The organism is Methanobrevibacter sp., from assembly GCF_017406825.1.
GTDB lineage: Archaea > Methanobacteriota > Methanobacteria > Methanobacteriales > Methanobacteriaceae > Methanocatella.
The window spans coordinates 1-21,799 of record NZ_JAFQXT010000040.1 but is presented as its reverse complement, the minus strand read 5'-3'; the positions used below and the strand labels follow the sequence as shown (position 1 = coordinate 21,799).

Here is a 21,799-nt window from a genome sequence, read left to right as displayed (position 1 = left end):
AGATAGAATATATAATCTTTTTTATGGATTAGCATATAAAAAAAATTTAAATATTTTGTCAATCTTATTTTTTAATGAAATGAAGATAGAAAACATTACCGTCACTGTTGAAAAAAAGAATATCAAAAACATGTATATTCGCATTTTGCCCCCAAATGGGGAAGTTAAGGTGTCCGCACCATTGTTTGTTCCTGATGAAGACATTATAAGCTTCATCAAATCAAAGAAAGATTGGATTTTAAAAAAGCAAAAATATATTTTGGAAAATGATATAAAATCCCCCTTAAAATATGCAAACGGTGAAAAACACCCCCTATGGGGCGATGAATATGCATTGCAATTAATTTCCAATTTGAAAATCAAAAAAGCATTTGTTAAAGATGATATGCTTTATCTGCCTGTACCTAAAAGAAGTACGATTGAAAAGAGAAAAAGCATACTGGATGAATTTTACCGCCAAGAACTGAAGATGGCCATCCCACCTGTCTTGGATAAATGCACAAAAATAGTTGGAAGAACACCTGCAAGCGTCAATGTCCGTAAAATGAAAAACTGGGGAAACTGCAAAAGGGACGGCAGGATTACTCTAAATTTGAATCTTGCAAAAAAAGACAAAGAATGTTTGGAATATGTGATGATACATGAATTGTGCCATCTGATAGAATTTAATCACGGAAAAAATTTCAAAAAGTTAATGGACGAATTCTGCCCGGATTGGAAAAAAATAAAAAAAAGATTGAATGATTAAAGACTATCTGTCTTTAAGCATATCTTCTTTCTCATCAGGAGTTAACTGATCAACTATTTCTTCAGGAGTGCCGACATCAAGGAGTTTTCCTCCTCTCATCAAAGCGGCCCTGTCACATACATCCAATACGAAATCCATATCGTGGGAAACGATTATGAATGTCTGTTCCAATTCGGCACGTGCTTTTAGAATTGAATCGGTAACGTTAACACGAGTAATAGGGTCCATTGTACCTGTTGGCTCATCCAAAACTATGAGCTTAGGCTCTTTGATTAAAACCTGTGCCAGAGCAATCCTATGCTTTTCTCCTACACTTAACTGATCAGGATATTTGTCTAGAATCAATGTAGCGTCCTTTTCATCGAATCCTACAGTAACCAAAGCATGAATAGCTTGAATCTTACCGAATTCGGCAGGCAAATCTAAACTGATTGCATCAGTCAGGTTACCCAAGATTGTTCTGTGAGGATATAATGAATATTCCTGGTGCAATAAACCAATATAAGGCATGATACGGCCACGGTTAAGAGGGCCTACTTTTGTCATGTCAATCCATTCGTCACCAAGTTTGATTTTAATGTCTCCGCTACTTGGTTCGGTCAATCCCATCAACATTCTGGTTGTGGTAGTTTTACCGGAACCGCTTAAACCTACCAATCCGAAAATTTCCTCTTTATTGATTGTTAAACTAATTCCATCAACAGCTTTAACTACTCCTCTTTCAATAGAGTAGTAATGTTTTTTAACATCTTCGAGTACAACTTCAGGTTCGCCGAACTCAGGGACTTCAGGTTTTTTAGGAACAGGAACTGTTTCCATGAAATGGTCTACAACTACATGGGGTTCTCCTTCTTCCTTTATTTGACCATTTTCTAACCATATTACATTATCTGCAAGTTCAGTCATAACTTCAGGCCAGTGAGAAGTGATTAACATAGTGATGCCTTCATCTTTGACACCTTCTTTTAATGTATTGTGGAGTTTCACTGCTGTTTGAGGATCCAATGTACCGGTCGGTTCGTCTGCTAAAAACATCATTGGGTTTTTAGCAAGCTGCCTTGCAAGTACAACTCTCTGTTTTTCCCCACCACTTAAATCACGAGCGACGTGAGTGATCCTGTGGTTCATCTGAACCATTTCCAATAATTCTAATGCTGAATATAATCCTTCTTCATATTCGACATCTTCAGGCATTGCCCTCATTACATTTTCAATAACAGTCTCTTCATCATATAAAGCGAAGTTACGTTGCAGCATGATGGAAATCCTTCTTTTGATACTTGCAAATAATTTCCTTTCAGCATTGAAGAAATCAACTTCTTTAGCTTCATATGTTCCGCCACAATGGCATGTTTCACCGACATGAGACGGGGATTCTACAGCCAAACAGTCCGGACAGACAGCGAGATTCATTATGATATTTCCTGAATCCGGTTTGTATTCTTTAGTCCCTCTAAGCATGTTGATTAAAACGGATTTACCGCTTCCACTACGTCCCAATATACCTAAAGTTTCACCTTCGTTAATCTTTAAATTAATATCTTTAAGAACATCAACATCATCAAAGGTTTTGGTAATATTCTTAAGAGTTATAAAATCCATGTAATCACCTATTGAAATAATTTTTATTTTAATCTATTAATAATACTTTCTAATAACAATTGTTTTAAAAAAATTAAAAACCAGCAATATCAAAATCAAGTTTTCCTGAAATAAGTGAACGAGCGATTGAAAATCCATCAACACCGGTATCAATCATTTTTTGGAGATTTGCTTGACTGTTAACAGAATTATTTCCGATAACCTTAATATTTACATTATTGCAGATTTCAGATAAAAGTTTCCAGTCCGCTTCAAAAACGCCCTTCCTCATGGCGTCAATGTGAAGATAATCCGCACCTGCATCCTCAATTAAACCGGCCAATTCTAAAGTGTCGGTCCCTTCAACGTTGGCTCTTATTTTAACCGAAACTTCACTGTCCACATTATCTGCAACTTCTGATATGAAATCGCCTAAATCCTGACGATTCAACATTTCCTGACCACAGCCAATATCCATTATTTCCTTTTGGCGACAATGACAATTAATTTCAACAATGTCCAAATCCCTAATATTTCCCACATCAATGATTGGCCGTGTAGTTGTTGCGCGCACATTGGCCGAGACTTTAACACCTTTGTGAACTTTCTTTATAGAATCAACTTCATTTTCAATATGTGAAAAAATTTCATTTAGAGGAAAATCAAATTCCCCTCTTCCCCTTTCAATAATTTTCCTACTTGCATCGATTGTAGGGGCGTCTAGACTGTATCCGCCCAAGGTAGCTACATCAAAACCGTATGGAATAACCTTGTTCAGGAATTCGGCGTTAGTTATTCCGGCCATTGGAGCAACTACCCTAATCATCATATTCCTCAGTATTCTTTTTCAACAACCCAAGTCCACATTTCATTATTGTGTGCCCTGATTTCTTCAAGGCCAATATCGGCCATGTAAGCTGCATCTTCAGCGTTTTTACCTCTGCCGATACCTGCTTTAAGTTTGATACCTATCTCTTCATCGATTTCAACCATAATGTCCTCAATTTCCTGTTCGGATAAACCGTTGCACGGAGACATGAAGTTATCCCCACCGATGAAGAACAGCAATGCACCTTTTTTAATCAATTTTGTCATCAGGTAATGTTGAGCCTTGTTAACCATGAAACTAGTGTCAAAAGCTGATTCAATGTCTGTTAAGGTTTCTGTGACGCTGTTAATGTCAATGTGGGCTGCCTGAACAAAACTGTCCTCTTCACTTACCAAACTGTCAACAGCCAAAATTTCTTTTCTTTCCCCTGATTGAGCGCTTCCTGCCTTTTGAAGAGCAATTGTTGCCAATTTTTGAGCTTCATGAGGAGTTTCAGCAGCGCCAACACCCATACTTACAGTGATTGGGTATCTGTTTCTAATTGACCTTTGAATTCTTAAATGATCCTCTTCATTTAAACCGTTTGAAACTGCAAGCAGGTTGTCGAATCTTGTAAAGAAAACTAATCCTTTTTTGTTTCCGAAATGATTGTTCAAGTCTGCAAATAAGTTCGCCTGCAACATCTGTAAATCAGATTCAGTTCTTGGCTTTGGAGTTACAGTCCAAGGACCATAATTGTCAATTTGTATTAAAGTCATTTGTATCATTTACTAATCGCCTCTTTCTTACTAAGGAATACTATCTATAATAATTTGTGCTAAATTTTTCTTAGCATCTAAACTATTCATTATTGTATTTGTAACTGTTACCTTATTAACTATTTGATTTAATTGTGATTTCAGATTGGAATCTTTATTGTCAATGACAATGTTGTCTAAAAAATCCTGATATAATTTTGCAACACCTGCTGAAGAAACTTCAACGCCTAAAGCTTCCATGAATTTGCTTGCCGGACCTGAAACTGCATCAGAACCTATGATAGGTGAAACGGCAATAACATGAGCATCCTTTAATGCTTCACGAACGCCTTCAAGAGATATTATTGGTGAAATTGAAGTTATCGGATTTGACGGTCCTATAATTACTGCATCGGAGTTTCTAATCGCATCAATGATTCCTTCAGCCGGACTGACTTCGGAAAACTTTAAATCCAGAACTTCCGGTTCGGACTGGTATTTGATTAAGAAATCATGGAATTCCAACTCGCCGATGTCAGTGACTATCTTGATGTCGGACTGCTCTTCACTCATCGGCAGGATTCTGGATTCGATTCCCATATTTCTTGCCTGAATTTCGCATGCTTTTTTAAGGCCATGCTTTTGCATCAGCTGGGTCTTTTGTATTTTTGTAGCGCGGTCGATATCCCCTATTCTCAGCAATTCGCCGCAGCCCAACTCCTCAAGCCTTTCATGAGTGATGAATGTGTCATCCTTAACTCCATACCAGAATTCGTCATTTATCATATCTGACATCGTATATAAAACAGTGTCAATGTCTGCTGAGACATAAACGCCGGAAAAATAATTGTTTTCCAAAGTGTTTACGATAATTGTCAAATCTCCGGGATCCACAATTTCCTTAAGGCCTTGAAGTAGTTTTGGAGTGCCTGTTCCTCCAGATAATACAGTAATCATGAGATCTACTTCCTAAATACGTCCGCTTCTTTTGGCATTAAAACAGGTTTAATATTTGAATCAGTGTTTCTCAAAATATCAAAGCTTTCGAATCCTCGGATAATAACAACTGGGAGTCCTTCATCAGCCTGTCCCATAATAAGGGATGCCGCTGCGGACAATTCATCGCAGGTTGCAATTTCAGTTGTTTCCAGTTCCCTGCCGTATAAATCTTTTTCACCGACACGTTTCCAGATAGGTGAAATTCCGGAACAGCCTATTGCAGTCCCGATAGCTCCGAATCTGAATGCCCTTCCCTGGGTGTCAGTGATTATTACTGCAATTTCTTCATCGAATTCATTTTCTAAAAATTCGCGAATCTTGCATGCGGATTTATCCGCATCCTTTGGCATTGGAGTGGCCAGACCGTCCCCGACATTTGACTCATCGATACCCGCATTGGCACAGACAAATCCCTGTTTTGTTTCAGTTATGATGAATTTAGGGCCTACGCGGACAACTTCATTAGATTCATTCAGAATAGCTTCAACCAGTTTCGGGTCCTTGTCGGCTTTTTCTGCAAGTTCAACAGCCAAATCGGAAGGATTCAAATCATCTAAAATGATGAAATTTTCTTCAGCTTTTGAAATTAAGGTTTCGGCAATTAAAACAATGTCTCCATGATTTAAACCGCAACCCTGTTTTTCAACAGCTTCCTTTATAATTCGAGAAATGTCGCTATTGCCGTCAACAATAGGAATATTCTCTAATCCAAATAATTCAATACTCATAATAATCATCTGATAGTTTTAAAAAAAAGAAAAAATTATGGATTATAGACTGCAGTAGTCCATTTTCCATCAAAAACGGCGGCACATGATGTGACCGGTTTTTCATAATTTGCAAAAACGCCCTCGTCAAAAATGTATTTTGCAGCTTCCTCGGAAGTTTTAGCTTCAAAATCGACTTTGTCGGGCACCTGGCTGCCATATGTTGAAATGAATGCTGCTTCACCATATGGAACCTGTTCGACTAAAATTTTATTATCGTTTACAATGCCTATATAACACTCATATTCATCCTCATTGTCTGTGGATGTGACAGCTGCGGCAATTCTTGGAGTGTTATAATCGTCTTTTTCATAATCCATGGTAAGTAATGAATATGCCATTGCATCCCTGATATTCATTCCCACAGCGATTTTATCCGCTATGACATCGGTTTGAGAACCGTTTGAAACAACTATTTTATCATCCACAATTTTAATAGAATTGTAAGAGATATAAGCGTTCTTATAAATGTCCTTTTCAAAACCTTCTATTGGAACAACAGCCGCATGATCGTCATGATTCATGCATTTTCTATTAGGAAATGACCTGCTTGATACCCTGTATGCCACAAAAGGTTTACCTTCACTATTCATACCTGCTGATAGAATTCTTCCTGTATACATTTTCATTCCTCAATTTTTAAAGTTCCGGACGTATTACGGCATCATTTACTGAAACTCCTGATGGGGTTTCAATGATGATTTCACCCGGTTTAATAATAACTTGACCGTTATCAATAACATTTGCATGTACAGCTACAGAACTTCCCGAAATCGCATCCGACCTGTCCTGGCCATTGACGGTAACCTTATGCAAATTGGCCACCGGCACCACATAATATTCCTGGTCCCCAGAAACATCAGTGACATTAGGCTTTCCGCCGCCATCTTCAACATCGTCTGCAGCGTCCGCTTGAAAATCAGTAGCTGAAAAATTACTTGTAACCACTAAGAAAATCATTATTGTGAATAAAATATCAATGAAAGGAACTAAATTGATACTTGGTTTTTGATCTAAAAACTTTTTCTTATGTTTTTTTACATCAATCGCCATGCAATCACCTTATTGTCTTAGTTTACTTTCAGTAATCTCAGCATTAACATTACATTTCTCTAAAATAATATTTGCGATACTTTTATCCAGCATACTTGGCTTGAACGAAACCTTAATGTTTGCATAAGGATCCGAAATCAGCCTGGTGTTAACGACACCATCTGCCTCTTGTAAAGCTTCAAGAGCACATTCGACATTGGAATCGACTCTGACTTTTACAACTGCGAATCCCCAATTGGTCATTTTTGTAGCAAGTTCAATCTTATCCATTTCCGCCTCAATGAGAGTTTGGATATAAGTATGCATAGGCAATAACACAATAGCCACTAAAAGACCCATGATAGTAGTTGTCAAAGCCACATAGATACCTTCCGCCATTGCAGCGGAATCAGGATGAACACCCAATGATTTGAAAGTCATCCAGATACCTATAACAGTACCGATCAAACCCAAAAATGGAGCAAGTTCAGTTAAAGTCTTGAGGGTATTTAATCCTTTGGTCATTTTAGCAACTTCAACAATGAAAATCTGTTCCATACTTTCCTCAACTTCTGTCTTATTTTTATAACCGATTTTCAAAGTTTCGGAAACAATTTTAGAAATAGGATTTTTAAAACCGTTAATCTGTTTTAAAGCTTCGACAGCACCTCCTCTCTCCATTGATGCTGTTACTACACCGAATATTTCAGTGGTATCGACTTTACTAATCTTTTTAAGATATGCAATTTTTCTTAATGAAATAATCAAACCGTAAATACCTACAAAGAGGATTATGTACGTGATAATTCCTCCCTGAGTAAAGATATCCATTATTCCATCAATAAAAGGCATAATATACTCAGTAATCATAGTTATCCCTTATCATATAATTATCAAAAAATCATTTATAAGAATATTTTATTAATACATATACTTAAATATTTATTGAAAAATAGGCGATTTTTGGAATTATTTCATTTTAGCCACCGTATTCCATGACCTCCTAACAAAATCGGGCATTTCATCATATGTGTAATTGCTTAGGAATTTTTTTGTTGTCGGGTCTGACGGATAACCGGAACCAATCCCTCCGGATTTAATGAATTCCTTATTGATATCCGCAATCTGGGCATCCCTTTCAGCCTTTGCGATAATGGAAGCGGCACCAACTTGAATATAATTATCATCCGCTTTGTGTTCGGCTATAACATCAAATCCTGTGTCTTTTCTAAGATTTTCCTGAAATCTTTCGGCCTTCACATCAACAGCATCAACAATGGCCTTTTCAGGATTTAACCTTAAAATTAATTCTTCCATCGCATTCTTTTCTATCTCATTAAGATTAATGCCATCCGCCCTCATCTCGTCAATTTCACGAGCAGTTATAACGATGATGTCATATTCAAACATTTTCTTCAATTTACGGGACAGGATAGTTCGGCGATTTGGATTTAATTTCTTTGAATCCTTGACGCCCATTCTTTCAAGAACTTTTTCCATCTTTTCAGGAATAATTACGCCTGCAATAACCAGAGGTCCCAAAACAGATCCTCTGCCTGCCTCATCAATGCCTAAAATATCCATAAAAATCAAAAAAAATAATAAAAAAAAGAAGAGAAATAAAATAAATTTATTTCATAGCCCTAAGACGGACTTCAGGTTCTAATGCTAAAGGTTCAGCGGCAACAATGGCAGTACCTTTCGCTACAACTGTCATTGGATCTTCAGAAATTTCTATTGGTATGGAAATTTCATCAAAGACTCTTTCTTTTAATCCGCGAAGTCTTGAACTTCCTCCGACTGCAACAGAATTGTTGTAAACGCCCATCATTAATTCAGGGGACAATCTTTCTAAAATCACATTTAATCCGTCAACAATCTTTTGCATGTATGGTTCTACCGCATCTGCAACGAGCATTGAATCGATTACGACCTTTTTAGGTCTGTTAGTCTCTAAGGATTTACCGATTACTTCAACACTTAAATTTTCAATTTGTTCGGAACAGTGAATCATTCCAACTTCAATTTTTGCAGCTTCCGCATCATGAATACCTATCGCTACATCGTATCTTTCTGCTACAAGTTCAACAATTTTAGCATCTATATCGTCTCCACCACATCTAACAGTTTCAATATCATTGATGCCGCCAAGAGAAATGATTACAATGTCGGTTGAACCTGCACCAATATCTATAACCATAGTGCCGTTCGGTTCTGCTATAGGCAAACCTGCACCAATGGCTGCGGCCAATCCTTCACTGATTACTAAAATGTTTTGTGCTCCGGCTTTTCTTCCGATTTCTTCTGCAGCATTTTTTTCAACTTCGGATGCATCTCCAGGAATACCTATGACAATTCTTCCTACAGTTTCGCCTTCATTAATACCGATTTGCATCGCTTTAATGAGTAATGCCTGTGCCTGTGCAACATTTTCAATGACTCCTTTTTTCAAAGGTCTGACTGCAAGAATATCTTCAGGAGTTCTTCCAAGCATTCTTTTAGCTTCTTCACCAACCGCTAAAACTTCAGTCGGATCATCTTTTTTAACTGCAACAACAGAAGGAATTTGGTATAAATCAAATTTATCCCCTGATGGTTTTGCAATTACAGTATTTAAAGTTCCTAAATCAATTCCTAAACTGTTACTGATAACTTTAGTGTCTTCAGTTTGTGGTATTTCCTCTTCATTTCCAAAAATATTCATGATTAATCCTCCGTTACAATGTCTCTGAAATCGATAACGAAAATTTTATTAGATGTAGCTATGCTTTGAACTTTTCCAACATCACCATCTCTTTCAATGGAAATTAAAATTGTTGACAGAACAATTTCATTCGCATTGTAGAATGGTTTAAGAGCAGACTTAATGAAGTTTGGCAACCTAACATCACTGCTAAGATCTATATCAATGAAATTAGTGGTTTGAGACTCTTTAATGATTGAAATCGATATATTGGATTTATCAATAACGGACACTGTGTTCCTGATTACATTATCGGGACCCACAAATACCATCATATTAGGTTCTTCATTCAGATAAGTTTTTGAAATCTGAATGAATGCTCCACCGCGTTTTTGAGTTTCGTTTTTAAAATCATTGAAGATCAATGAGTTTCCATGAAGCATGATGAAATCAAATTTCTTGTCGAAACTGCCATCCTTAAGAATTACATGTTCCCTGAACAATATGTTGATTTTATGATTTGAAGCGATGGCTTTATAAGCCATATCATCAATTAAATCAACATTTCCCGCAATCACACACCAATCCTTTTGAATTTGATAATTCTCGGATGTGGTGTATTTTGCAGCTTGCCTGAGAATACGTATATTATCTTCAATCATTTAACTACTCGCAATTCATTAATATTACTTCTTTTCAAATAACGATAAAAACAATTTAAAAATACCAAATTTAGTAAAATAATTACGCCATTTAATACTTAAAAAATGGAATTTATAGCTATTTTTTAAAGTCTAACAATTAATATTTATTAAAAATATTATTATATATATTTTATCTTTAATTCTTTATTTTTAAAAAAAAATTCGTAATAATTAAACAAAACAAAATTAATCACTTAAAACAAAAATACTTTAACATATATTGATAATATTAAGTATTAGGTTGTATTTAAAAAAATAACATTTCTATTAAATTATATGAGTGTATAAGTTAAATTGAGGTAAAATTAAAGCATAATTTAATAAGAAAGGAAAATAAAACTATTACTGGAGTTAAAATATGAGTATTACAGATACTGACATAAAAAGTTTCATTGCAATATCAGACATCATATCCCTGTTGAATATGAGTTCCGGATTCCTATCAATAATCTGTTCAATAAATCATAATTTTGGACTGTCTGCAATCCTTATGATTATTGCAATCATGTTTGACTCAGTAGATGGTTGGGTAGCACGAAAAACAGATAGGCATGATGATTTGGGCTTCGGAAAAAATATCGATTCACTATCAGATATAATTTCATTCGGAGCTGCACCTGCTATATTTATTTATACCTGCATTAACACCACCCCAGGCATTTTTGAAATAACAGTGATGCTTGTTAGTTTATTGATCGTTATCTGTGGAGTTTTAAGGCTTACAAGATATAATGTAATCGCGGGAAAGATTGACACTGATGACTTCATCGGTTTTCCGATTCCTGGAATATCATTCATTATAGCGACATTATATCTGAGCGGACTGTTCAATCCGATTATCGCTTTAATATTGAGCGTTGTTGTTTCATTATTAATGATCAGCAATTTCAGGTATCCTAAATTTGACAATCACATAATAATAGGCATATCCTGCATTTTAATCCTGATAATTATCCTCCCAATTAACATCAGCATATTCAACATCAATCCGGCAGGATTATTATTGCTCCTATTTTGTTTATATTACCTAATAATTAATTTAATTAAAAGATAACACCATTTTACTCCTATTAATTAAATTAACCATCTAAGAATTAAAAGGAGTATTTAAAATGAATAATAAAAAACCAAGAGATCCATTGTATCCCAGAGGTTTTGAGCAAACAAAAGAGCTGAAAAATCAGATTCAAGAAGAATTTCCAAAACCAAATAAAAAAGAAGAAGACGAATTAACACCACTTAAAAAATTAAATCATAAATTGGGAGTTTATCTATCACCCAAATCCGTAGATATAAGTGATAATGAGAAGAAAAGAAAAATCGGAGTGATTATAACCACAATAATTATAGCCACATTGATCATTTCCATGTATTATTTTATAATATATGAGCCTGCACAGGAAAAATTATCGCTTGCAAAAACAACAAAACTGAATGAACTTCATGACCTGTACACAGGAGCACTGACCACATCTCCAAATGCAATGATTCTGGAAAACAGAATCAACGAAGCCAAAACCCCCGAGGAAGTATCGGCAATAAATATACTGATTGAAGCAACAAGCGATTGGAGAAGCTTTCACAAAAAGTCCATAAATCTGAATATGGACAAATACAATAGGACAATGGCGGTTTATGAAAATGAAAGTGAAAACACAATCCTTCCCGTTTCAGAAGCCATGGAGATTGTCAACGAAAATGATGCGACAATCCTATCCCAAATAAAATTCGAAGAACCGAACACAGTGTCTGTTCCAATTCTGGTTTCAAGGCTTCAGGCAGGTGCCGGACTTGTAAGAGTGGGAAGTATCGTTGACATATACACAAATTCAAATTCAACCGATGACAACGCCACAAACAGCACCAACCCCAAAATAAGCGGATGCACCGTTTTATCAATAATGAGATATGAGGAAAACGGGGAGATTGATTCGCAATACTCAAAAACTAAAATGACCGTAAAAGGAAATAACACGTATCCTAAAGAGAACACAAGGGGTTTTTCATCAAATGTGCTCGAAATGATTAAAGGTGCGATTGTCAAAGGATATGATGAAAAAGAAACATATCAAATGCTGAAGGATTACGGTGTGAAATTATCCAATTACGAAAGAGAAATCAATCTAGGGGATTTGGATGCGCAATATATGCTACTGATTGAAATTCCGCAAGATAAGGTTAATTATGTCCTGGATAATATGGAAAGCATTGTCTTGACCATCCCCACTTCCGAAGCGCCGGACTGGATGGTTTCGCAATTAAGCTCGACATACCGGTATTGAGAAAAGTATTATATGAGATATAACAAAACTGATACTATGGATAAACCTACTATCTCAACAATTATCGTGATAATTTGTTTATTGATTATCGGATTATACGCCATGGGGGAAGTGAATTATTATTCATCAAAAATAATTGTGGAAAGAAATATTGATGCCCCAAAAATAATAATTCCCTCAATCGGAGTAGAAGAGAAAATTAATAATGAAACCTTAAATCAGGGCGTTTTAAGTGACCCTGCGGAGAATATTCCTACTGAAAGTCCCGTCTTGTTATACGGGCACAGGACACTTCAGGGATCTCCCTTCTTAAGGTTGAATGAACTAGGCATAGGCGACACATTCCTTCTTGAATGGCCGGGAGTAGGGGAACTTAATTATAGCGTTGTCAACACTGCAATTGTACCTGCAGATTACCAAATCAATGCCAATGATGAAAATGAGACTTATCTAATCACATGCGACCCGATCGGATCTACGGAAAACAGATTAATCATTCAGGGAGAATTGATCGAAAAAGGTCCGATAAACACCCAGATTCTCAAGAATAATCCGCAAGAATCAAATGCAATTATAATTTCAGCAATATTTTTAGCGATAGGATTGGTATTCAGTTTCTTTTATCCGAAAGACAACAGAATATATATTTTGGCAACAATACTGATTATCTCAGCGATTTTATTCTATTGCTACATCAATCCGATGCCATCTGAGATTATTTACGATAAGATAATATTTTTGAATGGAGGACTGTGAATGGATGTTGATAAGGAATACTTTTCAAATATAACTCCAAGGGAAAGGGCGATATTTGAAGGCGCCATTAGCATGGGTGCCTTGTTCCATCAGTTTGTTGGAACCCCCGTCAATAAAGACACTAAAGAAAGCTTAGAAAGAGCAATGGAAGAATCTTTAAACTTGCAACCTGCAATTGAAAAAGTTGAAGTTGAAATCAGCTTTGAAAAACTTGAAGAATCAATGACTGAATTTGACTACACATCCCTTACAGGAGATATGCTTGATGTCAAGATACATACAAAAGTAGATGATGTTGCGGCAATAATCAGAATCGAATTCATTGAAGAGTTGAACTACCCATTAATGTATGTTGAAGATATTGAAGATTAGAATATGTCTTTTAAATCTTTCAATAACTCTTCCAAATGATTTCTTTTAACATGGTTCATTAAGACCACCCTAATTGCTACCGGACATTTGGCAACAGAAATCTTCCATCCCAAACCCTCTAATTTTTCAGCCAGGTCATTTGTCTGCATTTCAGGATGGTTGAAAGCGACAATATTCAATTCAGGTTCGCAAACTATTTCATAACCTAATTCCTTTAAGCCTCGGGCAAGGAATTTTGTATTTTCCATTAAATCATTGGCAATTTTTGAATACCCTTCTTTTCCAAAGTATTTCATTATAGCATATGTTGCAGCAGATGATGCTCCAAGACGAGTTCCTACAATTGTGGACTGTGTCTTTACAGTCAGATACGGAGAATCAACCGCCATGACTTCCAGATACTCCTCACATCTGAAGATTATGCCTCCTGCAGGAATCGGGGCCAGTCCCATCTTATGAGGATCAACGGTTATTGAACAAACTCCTTCAAGTGAAAAATCAAAAACAGGCAAATCGTATCCAATTTCTTTTAAAAATGGAATTGAAAAACCTCCGAAGGCAGCATCAACATGGAAATAAATGTTATGTTCCAAAGCGATTTTGGAAATCTCCTCAATCGGATCGATTAGACCCAATTCGGTAGTTCCGGCTATTGCTACGATAGCTACAGTTTTTTCGGTGATTGAGTTTCTGACCGATTCCGCATCAATCTTGAAATTCTCATCCAATTGCGCTTCAACGATTTTCAGGTTCAACATGTCTGCAGCTTTCTTGAATGAAAAATGAGCAGATTCAGGAATAATAATTTCCCCATCGGTTATTCCTTTATATTTTCTTGCATGATTTCTTGCGGCCCTTATTGCCATAAGATTCGCTTCGGTTCCGCCGGTTACAATATTCCCATAAGCATTATCAAGTGATAAAAATCTTCCAATGGATTTTATAACTTCATTTTCTATTTGTTTTGTGCCTTTGAAAAGGCCAGGGTCACCTAGATTAGTGTCTAAGAATTTGCAATAGACCTCTTTTGCAAATGGATGTGCCTCTGTACACATTGAACCTAATATTCTGCCATCCGCATACTCATAGTCCAATTTATGAAGTTCTTCTAACTCTTTTAATATGACCTGTTTATCGATTGGCTTATCTTCCATAAAGTAACCTATTATAATTAAATAAAAATAAAAAAAAGAAATAAAAAGATTATTCTTAACGTTTACGGGCAGCGTCAAGAATAATTTTTTGCTCAGCACGAGCAACAGTCTTTCTCACATCAGCAATAGCATCGGTGTTTGATGAAACACTTGAAATACCGAATTCAACAAGTTTTTCAACAATGTGCGGTACACTGCCTGCTTGACCACAGATACTGCATTTGACACCCGCTTCAGCACATTTTCTAATTGTTCTTTCAATCAGTTTCATTACTGCAGGGTGCTCTTCAGAGTAGTGTTTTGCTACAAACTCGTTGTTTCTGTCAACTGCAAGTGTGTATTGAGTTAAATCGTTGGTTCCTAAACTTACAAAGTCTATTCCAACTTTAATGTACTCATCAATCATTATTGCCGCTGCCGGAATTTCAACCATCATACCGAAGTCAACATCCTTGTGAGGTTCGAAACCGACTTCGGAACAAAGTGCTTTTGCTTTTACAAGTTCTTCCGGACTTTGTGATAAAGGAATCATGATTCCAATGTTTGTGTATCCTTTTTCGTGCAATTTTTTAATGGCTTTGAATTCACATTTAAGGATTTCAGGTTGATCGAGTTCTCTTCTGATTCCTCTCCAACCAAGCATTGGGTTGTGTTCCCTAGGTTCGTTTTCTCCACCTTCCAATGTAATGAATTCATCGGTAGGTGCATCCAATGTTCTGTACCATACAGGCCGTGGGTAGAATGCGTCCGCTACAATCTGGACGTTGTCCGCAATTGTATCTATCAATTCATCTTCCCTTCCGTCAGCAATGAACTTGCCTGGGTGGATACCTGATGTCAACATTAAATGTTCTGTTCTTAAAAGTCCAACACCATCAGCGCCTGTTGCTGCTGCTTTTTCTGCTGCTTCAGGCATACTTACATTAGCTTTTACTTCAGTTACGGTAATAATTGGAGCCGCTTCAACGGTTCCTGCTGCGACAGGTGCTTCCTCTTTGGTTTGTGTAATTCCATCAAACACTAATCCTTTTTTACCGTCCAGGGTAACTCCGGAATTTTCTTTTAATGTGGTTGTAGCGTCACCTGTTCCTACAACGCAAGGAATTCCAAGTTCACGGGAAATGATTGAAGCGTGACAGGTTACTCCACCTTCATCGGTTACGATACCGCTTGCTCTTCTCATGGCCGGCACCATATCCGGTGTGGTCATTGTTGTAACCATAATGTCTCCATCTTTAATTTTATCCAATTCGTCAATGTCTAAAACAATTTTAACAGTACCTGCAGCCATTCCAGGACTTGCTCCAAGACCCCTTACAAGAACATCTCCTAAATCGGAGGAAGCATCTTCAGTTTCTGCTTCAACATCACCTAATGTGGTGATTGGTCTTGCCTGCAATAAGAACAGCATGTCTTTTTCAAACGCCCATTCGGTATCCATAGGTTCGCCGTAATGAGCTTGGACTGTTTTACCCATTTCAGTCAATTCAATGAGCTCTTCATCTGACAATACTCTTTCTTTTCTTTTGTCTTCTGGAACCTCAACTTTTACACTAGTACCGTTTTCATCGTTAGTGTACATTACTTTCTTGTCACTGATTGTTACATTGACGATTTCATTGTTCTTTTTATCAACTTGATAGTTATCAGGAGTTACATCACCGGACACTACTGATTCTCCAAGTCCCCAGGACCCTTCGATTAAAGCGATTTCTTCTCCAGTGGATGGGTTAACAGTGAACATTACTCCTGCTTTATCAGCATTTGCCATTTTTTGTACAACTACTGCAATGTAAACTTTTGAATGTTCGAAATTGTTTTCTTCACGATAGAAAATTGCTCTTGCTTCAAACAGTGAAGCCCAGCATTTCCTGATGTATTCGATTACTTCGTCATCTCCAGATACGTGCAAGAAAGTATCTTGTTGGCCTGCAAATGATGCTTCAGGCAAATCTTCTGCAGTTGCAGATGATCTGATTGCTACATCAGTGTCATCTTCACCAACTCTTTGACAAAGTTCATTATAATATTCACGAATGTACATGACTAAATCTTCTGGAATAGGAGATTCTACAATGATTTTTTTGATCTCTTCAGCAGCAGCTTGAAGAGCCTTAGTGTCATTAATGTCAGTTTCTTCAAGAATGCTCATTACTTTTCCATTAATTCCAGCCTCATCCATGAAATACTCATAAGCTTGTGCAGTTACTACAAAACCTGGTGGTACTGGAATGCCCGCCTGGGTTAATTCACCCAAATTAGCACCTTTTCCACCTGCAATTCCGATGTCGGATTTGGATAAATCCTCAAATTTTACAACATACATGAATAATAACCTCTTGGTTTGAAAATTATCTTACATTGACTAAGTCAATATTATAATTAGATATGTTTTTAACGTTTAAATATTTAATGAAAAAAAAGTTGTGGAAAAAAATTAGAAATTAAAAAAAAGAGAAATAAGATTAATTAAATAATAATCTATTTAATTAATTCTGCGCCTTTGTCAACAACAATTTTGCATGGAACCGGCATTTTCATGCCTGCTCTTTTCAATGCAACTTTAGCTTGTTCAAAGTTCTTTTCCTGACAATCGATAGTGATGATTCTTTGATCTTTTTTGACGATAGCTTCAACGGAAATAGGTTTACCGAAAGCGTTTCTCATTCCGCTTTGTACCCTATCTGCTCCTGCACCGGTTGCCATTGGGTTTTCCCTTACGATTTGGTGAGGGTATACTCTTAATTTTAAGTGGTATCCCATTCTTCCAGCAGCTCTTTGCATTAATCTGTTAGAAGCAACCCTAGCTGCTTCTAATGAATTGTGTCTTATTTGAGCCGGTTTTTTAACAGCTAAACTTAATGAAACTGGAAATTCTTCTTTTAAGTTACCCATATCATATTGTACAATTCTTGAATTTGGGTTTTTTCTAATATATTCTCTTCTTGTATAAGCACGAACCATAATTATTCCTCCGAAATAAACATAAAATGTTTTAATTAAAGATAGCTAAAAATAGTGAATTTTACAATAATAGCTATATAAAAATTATATCATAATATAATAGAATACTTAAATATATTAATTAAGTTATTAATAAAGGTTACCATATTTTTGAAATTATGACCACAAAAATATTTTATGATAATAAATAATATACTATATATTATGAAGATTAATGGCGATCTCACTTTCATATATGCTGATGAAAAAAATGCAAAACTAGTTTTTGAATCACTCGATGTCGATAATGAAAATTTTTTAGAGTCTAAATTAAATGACAATGAAATCGAATATAACGTCAGTAGTGAAAAATTAGGTACATTTTTAGCAACGGTTGACGATTTAATCGCTTCAGAAATCGTTGTTGAAAAAATAATTGAAAAAACTAAACAATGAAAAGTTTTATATAACTAAAAAAAAATATATTAAAATTAATATATATTAATTCGTTATGAGTGTGTAATTTATGGAATGCTATTATCATCCTGACAGAGACGGCACAGACACATGTGCCATATGTGGAAAATCAATCTGCAAAGAATGTGGATTAGAAATCGCTGGTAAAATTTACTGTAAAGAATGTTTAGAAAAAATTGTAGGTCTTGGAATTCAAGATAAAGTAGAATCTGCTCCTCAAGCAGCACCTGTTGTAGAACCTGTTACTCCAGAACCTCCAAGACTGGATAAGAAACCTGTTGATGAAAGTATTTATCAACCTCAAGTTGAGCAGGAAGCTTATGCACCGCAAGAAGAAGTGGCTCCGGCTCCTGAAATCAAGCAGATTCAAGATGATTCTCCATACAAAATCAGGGACAACATAGAATATGCAGGAGGCATGGAATCCTCCTATATTCAAGAAGAAGATATTCCTCAAATGGAAGAGAAACCTCAAAACGAATTTGAAGTTAAAGAAACTCCATCTGAAAGTTCACAAGAATTCATCTATCCTGATCACTCTTACGAACCACAAACAACAAGCGCAAGAGCTGAATTGGAAGACAAATATGAAAAATATCTAGATGATTTGTATTTCGATGAAAATGTTCCTTTAAATGAGCAATTGGCTAAAGATGAACAGGAATTCGGTTCATTGACTAAAAAGCCATACGCCCCAAAAGCTGAAGAATCACTTCTGAAAGAAAAGCCTAAAAAGGAAACTCCAGAAGAGATGGAAGCAAGAATCAGGGCGGAACTGATGGCTGAAAAAGACGGCGGCAAAAGAGGTTCCCGCAACATCCATAAATTGAATTATCAGGAAGAAAAAGAACCTATGAGCGCTGTTGACATCCTTCTAACAATTATTCTGATTATTGTTATCTTAGTTGTGCTTTACTACTTGATTTATGTGTTTGTATTGAATTCTACTTATCCGACATTTATGGATGCAATATACGCGCTTTCAAACCCTCAGAATGTAATTAATAATATTTTAAGCCCTCAATAATGAAAAACATTTTCATTATTGACTTTTTCTTTAAATTTTTCCAAACTGTCTTTGTTTTTATAAGCCAATACCCGGATATTTGACGGATATTTGTCAATATATTCGGAGATTATTTTTTTAGGAATCGGATTTTCTAGGATGCTCAACACTCTTTGGCGAAAATGAGATGAAAATCCGAATGAGATGGAATTTTCCAGACTTTCCAGATTATCATAAGGTCTGTTTTCAGCAATGCTTTTGGCCAATTTCTCATTGAACAGATTCAGATTGGACAGCTCCGTCAGCGAATAATTATTTGCCGTATCCAAAATACTTTCCTCATCACGGATGCCGTAGATTATTGAATTGTTTTTGATTTCCCTTTTCAATACTTCGATTGTTTTTTTAGGCATCATATCAGTTACTTCATCAAAATTATCTTTTTGAATGCTTTCACGGATTAATGTGCCGCTTACCCCTTCAATCCTTTCAACAAAAATGAATTTATCTGCATAATCAAAGCCGATTTTGGATAATGAATTTGAAAATGAGGTTATGACATAATTGTCTTCTTCAAGTTTTCCATTGAGAAGTATTTCATTGGTTGTTTTATCTATAACCTTATAGGGTTTTGAAGCTACATGATGTCCCCTGTTGATTCTTTTCAGTATTTCATCCATTCCCTCTACGGGCTTATAACCTCGAGGAATGTAATCCGTGTTTAAAGCCTGAAACATCTTACAGAGACATAATGAATACTGGCCTGATCCCATTATCCCCATTGGCGGACCTTCAACAACAATGTCGGCGCCAACAGAAATTGCAATTTCTGCCCTAACTTCCCTTGGCAGTATATATGGTATGCCCCTACCACTTCTCTCAAATAAGCCCGGTACAATAGCTACAAATAATGACTCAGGAAACATGCCTTTCGCAGTTTTCATGCAATGAAAATGACCGTTATGTAAAGGATTATACTCAGTGAAATCAGACACTAAAATCGCATCACATGATGAGTCGGAAATTTTACACTCACAATCCAAATCATCGTAAAATAATTCCATATCCCTTTTAAGAATATCGCGAACTAGAGACATAATAAAAAATTTGTCTTTGAAATTAAAAAAAGTTATCATTAAAAATATGAATATACAAATATTGAATTGACTAAGGTGATAATCATGGATTTGGTTTTAAAGAATTGTAGGTTAGTTGATAAAATCGGAGAATACCATATCGGAATTGAAGACGGCAAAATCAGAAATATTTCAAAAACACCCCTCAATGCCGACAATACTGTGGACATGAAAAATAACTACATATTCCCAGGATTTATTGACCCCCATATCCATTTCAGAGATCCTGGACTAACCCAAAAAGAAGATTTCAAAACAGGCAGTCAGGCTGCTGCAAATGGAGGTTTTACAACAGTTATCGACATGCCCAATACAGTTCCGAAAACAAATACCTACAAAGCCCTGAAAGAAAAGATTCAGATTGCCGAAGCCAAATCCGTCGTTAATTTTGAACTTCAGGCAGGGCACAATACTTTGGATGAGATGAAAAAAATGGTTGAACTGCATCCTGTCTCATTTAAGGTGTTCATGGATTTGGAAAGCGATGAAAGCCTGGAAAGGATATTCCATGATCTATCCCTTTTAAAGAAGAGCACTGATTACAACGGTCTTGTTGCCACACACTGTGAGAAAAAATCAATCGTTGAAAGTGAAACCGCAAAATTGAAGGAAAAAGAAGAAAATGAGGCTATTGACTATACTTATGCAAGACCTGCGCAATCTGAAGACGAATCTGTAAAGCAGGCCATTGACCTTGCCAGGGAAAATGATTTGCGATTACATATCTGCCATTTAAGCTCAAGCAAATCATTGAAGCAGGCGAAAAATGCAAGCAAAAGTATGCCAGTGAGTTGGGAATTCACACCACACCATTTATTGCTCGATAATTCTTCATACAATACATATGGAACACTCGTTAAAACCAACCCCCCACTCAGACCAAAGGAAAAAAGTGTGAGAATTGGCGATTTAGATGAAAAATCAATTATCGGAACCGATCATGCGCCGCACACACTTGAAGATAAGGCAAAAGGAACCTGGGACTCATCACCGGGAATACCAAACCTAGAAACAGTAGCCCCCCTGCTTTTAACTGAAGTGAACAAGGGAAATATCGACTTAAAAATAATTCCAAAAATTTTCAGCCAGAATGCCGCTGAAGTATACGGATTGGACAATAAAGGAAAAATAGAAATCGGATATGACGCCGATTTTACAATAATCGACCTGAAACGAGAAGGCAGATTCAATATTGAAGAGTTTAAAACAAAAGCAGAATACTCCCCATTCGACGGCTGGGAATACAAAGGACTTCCTGTAATGACAGTCGTTAATGGAAAAATAGTAATGAATAAAATATAACTAGTTTTTTATAAAAAGAGGCTGACTCATAATTTTTGTGTTTAAATTTTTTTCTTATTTTATTATCCTTTAATTTTATATATTAGGAAGTACAATCTATTATTAGAGTTAATTAACTTTTTGGTTGTGTTTTTTATGGTTTTGAGAGAAGATAAAATTGGTCAGCAATTATTAGTTCCTTTGGACTTAAGAGATTTGATTCCAAAAGATCATCCGTGTTATTTTATTCAAAATGTTGTTGATCAAATGGATTTTTCGAAAGTCGATGCAAATTATTGTTACAAAGCAGGT

Annotated in this window: 23 protein-coding genes; 8 read left to right on the top strand and 15 right to left on the bottom strand. The window is 36.0% G+C overall.

The features are described from left to right. Positions 1 to 79: 79 nt before the first annotated feature. Positions 80 to 748 (top strand): SprT family zinc-dependent metalloprotease, encoded by a 669-nt coding sequence (locus IJF99_RS06790; protein ID WP_292793417.1) that lies wholly within the window; start codon positions 80 to 82, stop codon positions 746 to 748. 3 nt (positions 749 to 751) lie between these two features. On the opposite strand, the gene atwA is transcribed toward IJF99_RS06790, so the two are convergent. From atwA to IJF99_RS06735, 11 genes are all read right to left on the bottom strand, one after another. Further along, positions 752 to 2,350 carry a methyl coenzyme M reductase system, component A2 gene (gene atwA, locus IJF99_RS06785; protein ID WP_292793415.1) on the bottom strand — a complete coding sequence of 533 codons (1,599 nt, stop codon included), beginning with the start codon at positions 2,348 to 2,350 and terminating at the stop codon, positions 752 to 754. 73 nt (positions 2,351 to 2,423) lie between these two features. After that, a complete protein-coding gene (locus tag IJF99_RS06780; protein ID WP_292793547.1) occupies positions 2,424 to 3,134 on the bottom strand; it encodes a tRNA-dihydrouridine synthase in 711 nt (236 codons plus the stop codon). Positions 3,135 to 3,163: 29 nt separating this feature from the next. Then, entirely contained in the window at positions 3,164 to 3,925 is a 762-nt protein-coding gene (locus tag IJF99_RS06775; RefSeq protein ID WP_292793413.1) for a GTP cyclohydrolase III, read from the bottom strand. Positions 3,926 to 3,946: 21 nt separating this feature from the next. Continuing rightward, a complete protein-coding gene (cofD, locus tag IJF99_RS06770; protein ID WP_292793411.1) occupies positions 3,947 to 4,852 on the bottom strand; it encodes a 2-phospho-L-lactate transferase in 906 nt (301 codons plus the stop codon). A 5-nt stretch (positions 4,853 to 4,857) separates the two neighbouring features. Beyond that, positions 4,858 to 5,631, bottom strand: a complete 774-nt coding sequence (locus tag IJF99_RS06765; protein ID WP_292793409.1) for a coenzyme F420-0:L-glutamate ligase — start codon at positions 5,629 to 5,631, stop codon at positions 4,858 to 4,860. A 26-nt stretch (positions 5,632 to 5,657) separates the two neighbouring features. Next, positions 5,658 to 6,284, bottom strand: coding sequence for an IMP cyclohydrolase (locus IJF99_RS06760; RefSeq protein ID WP_292793545.1), 627 nt, complete (start codon positions 6,282 to 6,284; stop codon positions 5,658 to 5,660). Positions 6,285 to 6,300: 16 nt separating this feature from the next. Next, positions 6,301 to 6,714: a biopolymer transporter ExbD gene (locus IJF99_RS06755; protein ID WP_292793407.1), complete on the bottom strand. Its 414-nt coding sequence runs from the start codon at positions 6,712 to 6,714 to the stop codon at positions 6,301 to 6,303. 9 nt (positions 6,715 to 6,723) lie between these two features. Next, positions 6,724 to 7,563, bottom strand: a complete 840-nt coding sequence (locus IJF99_RS06750; RefSeq protein ID WP_292793405.1) for a MotA/TolQ/ExbB proton channel family protein — start codon at positions 7,561 to 7,563, stop codon at positions 6,724 to 6,726. Between the two features lie 99 nt (positions 7,564 to 7,662). Then, positions 7,663 to 8,277 (bottom strand): ribonuclease HII, encoded by a 615-nt coding sequence (rnhB, locus tag IJF99_RS06745; RefSeq protein WP_292793403.1) that lies wholly within the window; start codon positions 8,275 to 8,277, stop codon positions 7,663 to 7,665. 46 nt (positions 8,278 to 8,323) lie between these two features. After that, complete coding sequence (locus tag IJF99_RS06740) at positions 8,324 to 9,397, bottom strand: rod shape-determining protein (RefSeq protein WP_292793401.1); 1,074 nt, start codon at positions 9,395 to 9,397, stop codon at positions 8,324 to 8,326. A 2-nt stretch (positions 9,398 to 9,399) separates the two neighbouring features. Beyond that, positions 9,400 to 10,038, bottom strand: coding sequence for a hypothetical protein (locus tag IJF99_RS06735; RefSeq protein WP_292793398.1), 639 nt, complete (start codon positions 10,036 to 10,038; stop codon positions 9,400 to 9,402). A 400-nt stretch (positions 10,039 to 10,438) separates the two neighbouring features. Here IJF99_RS06735 and IJF99_RS06730 point away from each other — a divergent pair, with 400 nt between their 5' ends. The 4 genes from IJF99_RS06730 to IJF99_RS06715 are packed head-to-tail and all read left to right on the top strand — an operon-like array spanning position 10,439 to position 13,490. Beyond that, positions 10,439 to 11,134: an archaetidylserine synthase gene (locus IJF99_RS06730; protein WP_292793395.1), complete on the top strand. Its 696-nt coding sequence runs from the start codon at positions 10,439 to 10,441 to the stop codon at positions 11,132 to 11,134. A 58-nt stretch (positions 11,135 to 11,192) separates the two neighbouring features. Next, positions 11,193 to 12,362, top strand: coding sequence for a DUF515 domain-containing protein (locus tag IJF99_RS06725; protein WP_292793392.1), 1,170 nt, complete (start codon positions 11,193 to 11,195; stop codon positions 12,360 to 12,362). Positions 12,363 to 12,398: 36 nt separating this feature from the next. Then, on the top strand, positions 12,399 to 13,118 hold the full coding sequence (locus IJF99_RS06720) for a sortase (RefSeq protein WP_292793389.1): 720 nt from the start codon (positions 12,399 to 12,401) through the stop codon (positions 13,116 to 13,118). Beyond that, positions 13,119 to 13,490: a dihydroneopterin aldolase family protein gene (locus IJF99_RS06715; protein WP_292793386.1), complete on the top strand. Its 372-nt coding sequence runs from the start codon at positions 13,119 to 13,121 to the stop codon at positions 13,488 to 13,490. Here the strand turns inward: IJF99_RS06715 and mfnA are convergent. The 3 genes from mfnA to rplJ form a co-directional block, all read right to left on the bottom strand. Next, positions 13,487 to 14,644, bottom strand: a complete 1,158-nt coding sequence (gene mfnA, locus IJF99_RS06710; RefSeq protein WP_292793383.1) for a tyrosine decarboxylase MfnA — start codon at positions 14,642 to 14,644, stop codon at positions 13,487 to 13,489. The genes IJF99_RS06715 and mfnA overlap by 4 nt on opposite strands. A gap of 55 nt (positions 14,645 to 14,699) precedes the next feature. After that, on the bottom strand, positions 14,700 to 16,970 hold the full coding sequence (ppsA, locus tag IJF99_RS06705; RefSeq protein WP_292793380.1) for a phosphoenolpyruvate synthase: 2,271 nt from the start codon (positions 16,968 to 16,970) through the stop codon (positions 14,700 to 14,702). Positions 16,971 to 17,125: 155 nt separating this feature from the next. Continuing rightward, the gene (rplJ, locus tag IJF99_RS06700) at positions 17,126 to 17,608 is read right to left on the bottom strand and encodes a 50S ribosomal protein L16 (protein WP_292793377.1); all 483 of its coding nucleotides are present in this window, start codon (positions 17,606 to 17,608) and stop codon (positions 17,126 to 17,128) included. 204 nt (positions 17,609 to 17,812) lie between these two features. On the opposite strand from rplJ, the gene IJF99_RS06695 reads away from it, so the two are divergent. Further along, positions 17,813 to 18,043 (top strand): KEOPS complex subunit Pcc1, encoded by a 231-nt coding sequence (locus tag IJF99_RS06695; protein ID WP_292793376.1) that lies wholly within the window; start codon positions 17,813 to 17,815, stop codon positions 18,041 to 18,043. A gap of 70 nt (positions 18,044 to 18,113) precedes the next feature. Further along, positions 18,114 to 19,091 carry a hypothetical protein gene (locus IJF99_RS06690; RefSeq protein ID WP_292793374.1) on the top strand — a complete coding sequence of 326 codons (978 nt, stop codon included), beginning with the start codon at positions 18,114 to 18,116 and terminating at the stop codon, positions 19,089 to 19,091. Here IJF99_RS06690 and IJF99_RS06685 read toward each other — a convergent pair. After that, complete coding sequence (locus IJF99_RS06685) at positions 19,085 to 20,167, bottom strand: nucleotidyltransferase family protein (RefSeq protein ID WP_292793371.1); 1,083 nt, start codon at positions 20,165 to 20,167, stop codon at positions 19,085 to 19,087. The genes IJF99_RS06690 and IJF99_RS06685 overlap by 7 nt on opposite strands. Positions 20,168 to 20,251: 84 nt before the next feature. Between IJF99_RS06685 and pyrC the strand changes: the two genes are divergently transcribed. Next, a complete protein-coding gene (gene pyrC / locus IJF99_RS06680) occupies positions 20,252 to 21,508 on the top strand; it encodes a dihydroorotase family protein (RefSeq protein ID WP_292793368.1) in 1,257 nt (418 codons plus the stop codon). The last annotated feature ends 291 nt before the right edge of the window (positions 21,509 to 21,799 follow it).